7 protein-coding genes and 1 pseudogene are annotated in these 10,119 nt (G+C 71.0%); 6 read left to right on the top strand and 2 right to left on the bottom strand.

The features are described from left to right. Positions 1-130: 130 nt before the first annotated feature. The 4 genes from P1P70_RS33325 (at position 131) to P1P70_RS33340 (ending at position 3,928) form a co-directional block, all read left to right on the top strand. The gene (locus tag P1P70_RS33325; RefSeq protein WP_319244464.1) at positions 131-1,015 is read left to right on the top strand and encodes an ABC transporter permease; all 885 of its coding nucleotides are present in this window, start codon (positions 131-133) and stop codon (positions 1,013-1,015) included. Continuing rightward, a complete protein-coding gene (locus P1P70_RS33330; RefSeq protein WP_319244466.1) occupies positions 1,016-1,816 on the top strand; it encodes an ABC transporter permease in 801 nt (266 codons plus the stop codon). It abuts the gene before it with no gap. 39 nt (positions 1,817-1,855) lie between these two features. Next, positions 1,856-3,274, top strand: a complete 1,419-nt coding sequence (locus P1P70_RS33335) for an FAD-dependent oxidoreductase (protein WP_319244468.1) — start codon at positions 1,856-1,858, stop codon at positions 3,272-3,274. A gap of 201 nt (positions 3,275-3,475) precedes the next feature. Further along, a complete protein-coding gene (locus P1P70_RS33340) occupies positions 3,476-3,928 on the top strand; it encodes a hypothetical protein (protein ID WP_319244470.1) in 453 nt (150 codons plus the stop codon). 151 nt (positions 3,929-4,079) lie between these two features. Here P1P70_RS33340 and P1P70_RS33345 read toward each other — a convergent pair whose 3' ends face one another. Next, positions 4,080-4,766: a phosphatase PAP2 family protein gene (locus P1P70_RS33345; RefSeq protein WP_319244472.1), complete on the bottom strand. Its 687-nt coding sequence runs from the start codon at positions 4,764-4,766 to the stop codon at positions 4,080-4,082. A gap of 389 nt (positions 4,767-5,155) precedes the next feature. After that, the gene (gene gabT / locus P1P70_RS33350) at positions 5,156-6,490 is read right to left on the bottom strand and encodes a 4-aminobutyrate--2-oxoglutarate transaminase (RefSeq protein ID WP_319244474.1); all 1,335 of its coding nucleotides are present in this window, start codon (positions 6,488-6,490) and stop codon (positions 5,156-5,158) included. Between the two features lie 305 nt (positions 6,491-6,795). On the opposite strand from gabT, the gene P1P70_RS33355 reads away from it, so the two are divergent. Further along, positions 6,796-8,943: an ATP-binding protein gene (locus tag P1P70_RS33355; protein ID WP_319244476.1), complete on the top strand. Its 2,148-nt coding sequence runs from the start codon at positions 6,796-6,798 to the stop codon at positions 8,941-8,943. 186 nt (positions 8,944-9,129) lie between these two features. Further along, positions 9,130-10,041, top strand: a pseudogene (locus tag P1P70_RS33360) (PucR family transcriptional regulator ligand-binding domain-containing protein); the annotation flags it as partial. Positions 10,042-10,119 lie beyond the last annotated feature (78 nt).

The following is a 10,119-nucleotide window of genomic DNA, read 5'->3' on the forward strand; positions in this document are numbered from 1 at the left end:
TTTCCTCTTGTTTTGTTTTATGTATCTGGTTGTTTGCAGCATTCTATCTTATTCTATCTGCTTCGACTTTTTTTTTGTATTGTAGGGCGCCCCCCGGGTGTTACCCAAGGGCATTCCGCGGCAGCCTTAGATGTGTATAAGGAACATACTAAAGAGGGGCCGCTGGACGCCGTACCTGCTGCTCGCGCCCGGTCTGATCTGGCTGCTGGTCTTCTTCGCGATGCCGATGGTCTACCAGGCCTCCACGTCCGTGCAGACGGGCTCGTTGGAGGAGGGCTACCGGGTCACCTGGCACTTCGCGACGTACTGGGACGCGCTGAGCGAGTACTACCCGCAGTTCCTGCGCTCGGTGCTCTACGCGGGCTCGGCGACGATCATGTGTCTGCTGCTGGGCTACCCGCTGGCCTACCTGATCGCCTTCCGGGCAGGCCGCTGGCGCAATCTCATCCTGATCCTGGTGATCGCGCCCTTCTTCACCAGCTTCCTGATCCGCACCCTCGCCTGGAAGACGATCCTCTCGGACGGCGGCCCGGTCGTCGGCGCCCTCAACACGCTGCACGTCCTGGACGTCACCAGCTGGCTCGGCCTCACCGCCGGGGACCGGGTGCTGGCCACCCCGCTCGCCGTCGTCTGCGGCCTCACGTACAACTTCCTGCCGTTCATGATCCTGCCGCTCTACACCTCCCTCGAACGCATCGACGGACGACTGCACGAGGCGGCCGGCGACCTGTACGCCCGACCGTTCACCACGTTCCGCAAGGTCACCTTCCCGCTCTCCATGCCCGGCGTGGTCTCCGGCACCCTGCTGACGTTCATCCCGGCCAGCGGCGACTACGTGAACGCCGAACTCCTCGGCTCCACCAACACCCAGATGATCGGCAACGTCATCCAGAGCCAGTTCCTGCGGATCCTCGACTATCCGACGGCGGCGGCGCTCTCCTTCCTTCTGATGGCCGCGATTCTGCTCATGGTCACGGTCTACATCCGCAAGTCCGGGACGGAGGACCTGGTTTAAATGACCTTCGTCAAATGGCTCAAGCGTCGGCTCGTCGTCATCGCGGGACTGCTGACGCTCGGATATCTCCTCCTGCCGAACATCGTCGTCACGGTCTTCTCCTTCAACCAGCCCAAGGGCCGTTTCAACTACGAGTGGCAGGAATTCTCCACCGCCGCCTGGACCGACCCGTGCGGTGTCGCCGACCTGTGCGGCTCGCTCTTGCTCAGCCTCCAGCTGGCCGCCTGGGCGACCCTCGGCGCGACCGCCCTCGGCACGATGATCGCCTTTGCCCTGGTGCGGTACCGCTTCCGGGCGCGCGGCGCCGTCAACTCGCTGATCTTCCTCCCGATGGCGATGCCCGAGGTCGTGATGGCCGCCTCGCTGCTCACTCTGTTCCTCAACCTGGGTGCGCAGTTGGGATTCTGGACGATCCTCATCGCGCACATCATGTTCTGCCTCAGCTTCGTCGTCGTCGCCGTCAAGGCACGCGTGATGTCGATGGACCCGAGGCTGGAGGAGGCCGCGCGCGATCTCTACGCCGGGCCCGTGCAGACCTTCGTCCGGGTCACCCTGCCGATCGCCGCACCCGGCATCGCGGCGGGCGCGCTGCTCGCCTTCGCGCTCTCCTTCGACGATTTCATCATCACCAATTTCAACGCGGGCTCGACCGTCACCTTCCCCATGTTCGTCTGGGGTTCGGCGCAACGCGGCACACCCGTCCAGATCAATGTCATCGGTACGGCCATGTTCCTGGTCGCCGTACTGTTCGTGGTGGCCGGAATGGCCATCGGAAATCGCAGAAAGCGGCAGAAGGCATAAGCGCCGCTCGTTTCGATGACTCTGTAGGGAGTTGAAATCATGGCCCCGAGCGCCATGAACCGTTGGACAAAGTCTCTCTCCGACGCACGGCCGGTCCCGTACTGGCTCGAAGACCCCGGCAAGCCCCACCCCGAGCCCGCGCTCACCGGCGCCGAGACCTGCGACCTGCTGGTCGTCGGCGGCGGCTACAGCGGACTGTGGACCGCGCTGAACGCCAAGGAGCGCGACCCGGGACGGGATGTCGTCCTGCTGGAAGGGCGCGAGGTGGGCTGGGCCGCCTCCGGCCGCAACGGCGGCTTCTGCGCCGCCTCGCTCACCCACGGTCTGGCCAACGGCCTCGCCCGCTGGCCGGACGAGATCCACAGGCTGGAGGAACTGGGCGCCCGCAACCTCGACGAGATCGAGGCGGCGGTCGCCCGCCACAGCCTGGACTGCGACTTCGAACGCACCGGCGAGATCGACGTCGCCACCGAGACGTACCAGGCCTGGGAGCTGCGCGACTGGTACGACGAGATCGCCCGCAAGGGCCTCGCCGACGGCATCGAGTTCCTGGACGCCGACGCCGTCCGCGACCAGGTCGCCTCACCCACCTTCGAGGCCGGCCTGCACGACCGCCGGGGCGTCGCGATGCTGCACCCCGCCAAACTCGCCTGGGGCCTCAAGCGGGCCTGCCTGAACCTCGGCGTCCGGGTCTACGAGCACACGCCCGCGCTGAACCTGAAGGCGTACGGCACCGGCATGGCCGTCCGCACCCCCTACGGCCAGGTCCGTACCCGGCAGGTGGCGCTCGGCACCAACATCTTCCCCAGCCTGGTCAGGCGCGTCCGCGCGTACACCGTCCCCGTCTACGACTACGCCCTGATGACCGAGCCGCTCACCGCCGGGCAACTCGCGTCGATCGGCTGGAAGAACAGGCAGGGGCTCGGGGACTCGGCCAACCAGTTCCACTACTTCCGACTCAGCGCCGACAACCGGATCCTCTGGGGCGGCTACGACGCGGTCTACCAGTACGGCGGCCGGGTGCGCGCCGAGTACGACGACCGGCCGGAGACGTACGCCAAGCTCGCCGGGCACTTCTTCACCTGCTTCCCGCAGCTGGAGGGCGTCCGTTTCACCCACGCCTGGGGCGGCGCCATCGACACCTGCTCCCGCTTCTCCGCGTTCTTCGGCACCGCCCACCAGGGCAGAGTCGCCTACGCGGCCGGCTACACCGGGCTCGGCGTGGGCGCCACCCGGTTCGGCGCGGACGTCATGCTGGACCTCCTCGCGGGGGAGCGCACGGAGCGCACCGAACTGGAGATGGTGCGCAGGAAGCCGCTGCCCTTCCCGCCGGAGCCGTTCGCCTGGACCGGCATCGCCCTCACCAAGTGGTCCCTGGCCCGGGCCGACTCCCACGCGGGCCGCCGCAACCTGTGGCTGAAGGCCATGGACCGGCTGGGGCTGGGCTTCGACAGCTGAGGACATGAGCACCGCGACCCGTGGTCGACGGGGCGTGCGGGCGCACAAGTGATCAACAGGCGTACGCCCTGTCCGACCGGGTTACGCCATTCACCACCAAGAAGTGGTCGGAACCCGCGTAATGCCCGGCCGGAACCTCTGTCTGTGCTCCTGACGCGAAACCGCGTCCGCAGGAGCTCTAGAGAGAGGAAGGTCCCTGTCATGACTGGGGCCAAGACGGCGGTCGAGTGGCTGGCATCCGTGTCACCGGATCCCGAGGCCTGCCGCTGGGAGTGGGAGCGCAACCCCCTGGGGGTCGCCCTGCTGCCGGCCGGCAGGGCCTGGGACGTGCTGATCCTGCCGGGCGAACTCGGCTATCCCACGCTCGACGTCCTGACTCGCATCATCGACCAACCCGGGCCCGTGCTCGTCGACTTCGGCGACGACCGCATGGGGTTCTTCGTCCCGCCGGGCACGGCGTCCCGGTGGCTGGGCACGGGGGTGCGCAGCGCGGGCGGCGGCACCTGGATCGTGGTGCCGTACCCGGGCCGGCAGACCGGCGGCGTCCGCTGGCTGGTCCCGCCGGACGGCAGCGGCACCCTCACCGACCCGGCCCTCCTCGAACTGGCCATGCACGAGGCGGCGGCGAGCCTGGCGAGGGACGAGGACCGGTAGCCGGGGCCGACCGCCCCGCGTCGTGACGAGCGGCCGTCCCCCGGCCGCGCCGCGCTCTCGTCGGCCGCCCGTGCGGCCGACGCGGCAGCGGACATCGAACGGATGCCGAACGAATGTCGAACGGACGCCTGGCGGAGGTAGTCGGCGAACGTCATGCGCGGCGGCGCCGCACCCCGAACCACAGCGAGGAGAGCAGCAGCGCGCACACGCACCAGCTCGCCACCACGTCGAGCGGCCAGTGGTAGCCCTGGCGCACCAGGCCGAAACCGACCCCGATGTTCAGGACGACCGCGAGGACGACGACCACACGGCGCGCGAGGGTGCCGCGCAGCCAGGGCCACAGGAGCAGGACGGCGGCGCCGTAAGCGATGGCGGCCGTCGCGGTGTGGCCGGAGGGGTAGAAACCCGTGCCCGGGCCCATGATCGGCGGGCCGGAGCGGGCGATGAGCTCCTTGAGCGGGACCACCCAGAGGGGAACGGCCGCCATGAGGAGGGCCGCGGCGGCGGACGGCCGCCACCAGTGGTCCCGACCGGTGGCACGCGTACGCCGTGCGACGAACAGAAGAGCCAGGGCGAGGACCGGGACGGCGACCGTGATGTTGCCGAGGTCGGCGAGGAACTGTGTGGGGGCGCCCCGGTGGACGAGGGAGTCGCTGAGGCGTTCGTCCAGGCGGGCCAGCGGGCCGCGCGCGAGGACCTGCCAGGTGATCAGGGTGAAAAGAAGGGCCGGGGCGCCGCCGAGAAGGAGGAGAGCGGCGCTGCGGCCCGAGGGGGTGGTCGGCCGTCCTCGAACAGGGGGGGTGGTTCGAGGACGGCCGTCCGGATCGGTGTGCCGCACGCCCCGGGGGGTTTGGGGCGGGCGGCCATCCGATCGGTGAGGAGATCCGGAGCCGGAAGCTCCGGGTGTGTGCGCGAGGGCACGACCAGGGCGAAGCTGGGGAGGCCCCGACCCGGTGTCACCCACAGTCCCCTGTGGGCGGGGTGTATCTCTCATCTGCGTCAGAACCTACGGCAGGGAGCGCGGCGGGGACAGGCGGAATCGCGACCCGACATGCACCTTGCACACCTTCTTCACGCCCTCTGACGCTTGTCCACAGGGACCGGAATCCGGGATCGGATTCCGGTTCCGGGAAGCGTGGGACGTCGGGGGCGGGTGGGGGATTCCGTATGCGGGCGCCGTGCGGGAAACGGGCTTCCGCGGAGGTGTCCGGCCCTCTCGGACGGGTCTCAGATGCGGGTGAACGCCTGCTCGATGATGTCGAGGCCCTCGTTCAGGAGGTCGTCGCCGATGACGAGCGGCGGCAGGAAGCGCAGCACGTTGCCGTAGGTGCCACAGGTCAGGACCAGCAGCCCCTCCTGGTGGCAGGCCTTGGCCAGCGCGGCGGTCGCCTCCGGGTTCGGCTCCTTCGTCGTACGGTCCTTGACCAGCTCGATGGCGATCATGGCGCCGCGGCCGCGGATGTCCCCGATGACGTCGAACTTCTCGGCCATGGCGGTCAGGCGCGCCTTCATCGTCGCCTCGATGTTCTTCGCCCGGGCGTTGAGGTCGAGCTCCTTCATCGTCTCGATCGAGCCGAGGGCGCCCGCGCAGGCGACGGGGTTGCCGCCGTAGGTGCCGCCCAGGCCGCCCGCGTGTGCCGCGTCCATGATCTCCGCGCGGCCGGTGACGGCGGCGAGCGGGAGACCGCCGGCGATGCCCTTGGCGGTGGTGATCAGGTCCGGCACGATGCCCTCGTCCTCGCACGCGAACCACTGGCCGGTGCGGCAGAAGCCGGACTGGATCTCGTCGGCCACGAAGACGATGCCGTTGTCGGAGGCGAACTTGCTGATCGCGGGCAGGAAGCCCTTGGCCGGCTCGATGAAGCCGCCCTCGCCGAGCACCGGCTCGATGACGATCGCGGCCACGTTCTCCGCGCCGACCTGCTTGGCGATCTGGTCGATCGCCTGCGCGGCGGCCTCCGGGCCCGCGTTCTCCGGCCCGGTCGGCCAGCGGTAGCCGTACGCCACGGGCACGCGGTACACCTCGGGCGCGAACGGGCCGAAGCCGTGCTTGTACGGCATGTTCTTCGCGGTCAGCGCCATCGTGAGGTTGGTGCGGCCGTGGTAGCCGTGGTCGAACACGACGACGGCCTGCCGCTTGGTGTACGACCGGGCGATCTTCACGGCGTTCTCGACGGCCTCGGCGCCGCTGTTGAAGAGCGCGGACTTCTTGGCGTGGTCGCCGGGGGTGAGCTCGGCGAGAGCCTCGGCGACCGCGACGTAGCCCTCGTACGGGGTGACCATGAAACAGGTGTGCGTGAAGTCCTGGAGTTGGGCGGTCGCCCGGCGGACCACGGCCTCCGCGCTCGCGCCGACGCTCGTGACGGCGATGCCCGAGCCGAAGTCGATCAGCCGGTTGCCGTCGACGTCCTCGATGATGCCGCCGCCCGCGCGCGCGGTGAACACGGGCAGCACCGACCCCACGCCCGCCGCGACGGCGGCGACACGACGAGCCTGCAGTTCCTGGGACTTCGGTCCGGGGATGGCGGTGACTACGCGGCGCTCCTGCGGAAGTGCGCTCATGTGGGGCTCCTGGGATGGTGCGGACGTCTTGGCTTCTTTTCTCGCAGGCTAGGGCGACGGCCGGTGGGTGGGCATGCTCCATGTGGGCGTTGTCGGGTGTTCGTCTTGTCCGGGTTGGACAGGGAGGAACGGTGGGCACGGGTGTGCGCCCTGCCGCGTAATACGGTGAGCACTCGGGTCCGCCCGGCCGCGTAAACGGTGAGCACTCGGGTCCGCCCGGCCGCGTAAACGGTGAACTCCCCATGCGGGAGCGTTAGATTGGCTCGCTGATGGTGGACGGAACGGCTGGTCAGGGGGCAAGCGCGATGAACAGCGACGGGACGCGGGACGCGCGGGGCACACATGCGAATCCTGTGCCGCGTCCGGCGGGGTCGCCGGAGGTGCCGGCCGCACCTCCCGTGCCGCCGATGCCGACCGGGGCTCCGGGAGCGCCGGGCATGCCGGGCGTGCCGCCCAGGCCGGACGGGAACGCCTTCCTGTCCTGGCTGCGGACGCCACGGCCCGACGCGGCGCCCGGAGTGTGGCGGTTCGGCCACCGCCCGCGGCCGGAGGAGGAGCCGGAGACCGTCCCCGCGCGGCAGTTGCTGGGCGGCGCCCTGATCGCCTTCCTCGTCGGTTGGCTGATCTGGTCCCTGCTCTGGAACGGCTACCTCGGCGGCTGGTGGCTGGTGCCGCTCTACGCGATGATCCCGGACTCCTGGGCACCGGCCCACTCCTACTCCGCCGTGGTCCTCAGCTACGTCTGGTACGCGGTCGTCGCCCTGGCGATCATGATCGGGGTGGGGCGGCTCGGCCGCTGGGGCGAGGTCTGGCGCCGGTACGGCGCCTCGCGCTTCCGGCAGCCCCGGGAGCGGCAGGTCGTGCCGCCGCCCCAGGACGACCCCGCCCAGTGGAACCCCCTCCGGGAGGCCGGGGCCGGGGAGGCGGCCGAGCGGCTGGTCGCCGAGGCGGGGGCCGGGCTGATGCGGGACGTGGACCATGCGCGGATCATGCGGGCGTGGCAGGGCGTGCGCAGCGGCCGGCACAGTCTGGCCACGTTCACCGGCGCCGTGCTGAAGGACGGGGCGGCCGCGTGCCTGCACCCCTCCGGAGAGCGCGACCTGCCAGCCCGGCTGGCCCGGCACGACCTGGTCACCGGGCAGGTCCGCCTGGGCGGCACCGTCGACGACCCGCGCAACCCGTACGCCTACCGGGGCACAGGTCTGGCCCTCGGCCCGGACCTGCTCGGCACGTCCCTGCTGGCCGTCGGGCCCGCCGGGTCGGGGAAGACGGGCAGTGTCGTCTGGCCCGTCGCCGAGTCGCTGTGTCTGCACGCGCTCGCCGGTCGGGCCGCCGTAGTGGTCGTCGGCGCGGCGGGGGCGGGGCTCGGACCGGTCGACGCGTACGACGTCGTCGTACGGATCGGGAACCCGGAGTCCGTGTACGACCTCGACCTCTACGGCGGGACCACCGACCCCGACGAGGCGGCGGCCGTCCTCGCGGAGGCGCTCGTCGGCGATCTCGCCGACCCGCACCCCGGCGGCGACAGCCGGCGCTCCACCACGGTCCTCGCCCAGCTGCTCGGCCCGTTCAAGGCGGTGCACGGACGGTTCCCGTCGGTGCCGCAGCTGCGGCAGCTGCTGGACGGCGCCCCCGGCCCGCTGGGCGAGCTGCGCGAGGGCCTCCAGGACGCCGGGCAGGAGTCGCTGCTGCGGGAGCTGGACGCGCGGGAACGCCAGCTCGCGCACCCCGGGGACCTCGGGGCCCTCCTGGCGGACCGGGTCGCCCTGCTCGACCGGCCCGCCTTCGCCGGGTTCTTCGACACCTCCGGCCAGTCCCGGCCCTTCTCCCTGCGGGCCCTCGACCACCCCGTACGGGTCCGGATCGACCTCCCCGAGCGCGGTCACGCCGACGCCTCGCGCATCCTGGCGCGGTTGGTGCTCGCGCAGTTCACCGCGAGCGTCGCGGTACGGGAGGACCGGTCGCTGTTCGCCTGCCTCGTGCTGGACGACGCCACGGGGGTGGTCACGCCGGAGGCCGTACGCGGCATCCAGCGGCTGCGGTCCACCAACGCGGGGGCGGTTCTCACCCTGCGCACCCTCGACGACGTGCCCCGGCCGTTGCGCGGGCCGCTCCTCGGTGCCACCGGCTGCCGGATGGCGCTGTCCGGGCTCACCCCGTGGGACGGGCAGGACTTCGCCGAGGTGTGGGGCAAGGAGTGGACCGAGGCCAGGGACGTCACCGACCGTCAGATCATCGCCGACTCCCCGGCGGGCAAGGCCTGGCACGCGCTGCGGCGGGTCATGACCGGCCACGCTCCCACCGCGCGGGCCGTGACCGTGCGGCAGGTGGAGCGGGAGCGGTGGTCCGCGTCCGAACTGGCGCACGGGGTGCCGCCGGGGCACGCGGTGCTGTCACTGACGAACGTGCGGGGCGAGCACGCGCCGCCGTTGCTGGTGGACCTGCGGGGCTGAGCGGGGCGGGTCGAGGGGCGTCGGGGCGGCGTTCGATTTGAGCCATTCGGTGTGCGGTGCGTGGGACTTGTGATCGTACGGTGAGGCAGAATCGGGACAGTCCGTTCATACGCGGCGGCCAAGAGGCGTCTGCTTGTCCCTTGCCCCGCCCGAATCCCGCACCTCCGTCGTCGACCTGAAGGTCCCATGCCCCCGACGCTCGCCTCGCTCGTCCACCACTCCGCGCTCAAGCTGACCGTGCGGGCGGGCGAGGACCGCCTGGACGTGCCGGTGCGCTGGGCGCACGCCAGTGAGCTCGCCGACCCCGTGCCGTACATGGAGGGCGGGGAGCTGCTGCTGATCACCGCGCTGAAGCTGGACGCGGAGGATCCGGAGGCGATGCGGCGCTATGTACGGCGGCTGGTGGGGGCCGGGGTCGTCGGGCTCGGGTTCGCCGTCGGGGTGCACTACGAGGACATCCCCGAGGCGCTCGTCGACGCGGCCGAGGGGGAGGGGCTGCCCCTGTTGGAAGTGCCCCGGCGTACGCCTTTCCTCGCTATCAGCAAGGCGGTGTCGGCCGCGATCGCCGCCGAGCAGTACCGGGCGGTGACGGCGGGGTTCGCCGCGCAGCGGGAACTCACCCGACAGGCGTTGGCCGCCGGTCCCGAGGGGCTGCTGGGCGCGCTCGCCGGGCAGGTCGACGGGTGGGCGGCGCTGTACGACGCCTCCGGCGCGGTCGTCGCGGTGGCGCCCGAGTGGGCGGAGCGGCGGGCCGGGCGGCTCGTCGCCGATGTCGAACGGCTGCGCGACCGGCCCGCTCCGGCCAGCGCGGTCGTCGGCGGCGAGGACCGCGTCGAACTGCACTCCCTCGGCACCGGCCGCCGGGCCCGCGCCGCGCTCGCCGTCGGCACGGCGGCGGCGCTCGGTACGGCCGAGCGGTACGCCGTCCACTCCGCGATCGCCCTCCTCACCCTCACTACGGAGCGGTCGGGCTCGTTGCACGCCGCCGAGCAGCGGATCGGTGCGGCGGTGCTGCGCATGCTGCTGGCAGGGGAGTGCGACCACGCGCGCGCCGTCGCCGGGGATCTCTACGGGGACCTCCTGGACGCCCCGTTCCGGCCCCTTAAACCAATTCCCGAGCCCCGAAGCAGGACCAAAATCTCTAATCCCGTTTTCTGTTAGAAAAAAAAAAAAAAT

The organism is Streptomyces sp. MB09-02B, assembly GCF_033794485.1.
In the GTDB taxonomy this organism is placed as follows: Bacteria; Actinomycetota; Actinomycetes; order Streptomycetales; family Streptomycetaceae; genus Streptomyces.

Coding starts and splice junctions, on each gene's coding strand:
- P1P70_RS33330 (WP_319244466.1), top strand. CDS start 1,016: ATGACCTTCGTCAAATGGCTCAAGCGTCGGCTCGTCGTCATCGCGGGA.
- P1P70_RS33340 (WP_319244470.1), top strand. CDS start 3,476: ATGACTGGGGCCAAGACGGCGGTCGAGTGGCTGGCATCCGTGTCACCG.
- P1P70_RS33335 (WP_319244468.1), top strand. CDS start 1,856: ATGGCCCCGAGCGCCATGAACCGTTGGACAAAGTCTCTCTCCGACGCA.
- gabT (WP_319244474.1), bottom strand. CDS start 6,490: ATGAGCGCACTTCCGCAGGAGCGCCGCGTAGTCACCGCCATCCCCGGA.
- P1P70_RS33355 (WP_319244476.1), top strand. CDS start 6,796: ATGAACAGCGACGGGACGCGGGACGCGCGGGGCACACATGCGAATCCT.
- P1P70_RS33325 (WP_319244464.1), top strand. CDS start 131: ATGTGTATAAGGAACATACTAAAGAGGGGCCGCTGGACGCCGTACCTG.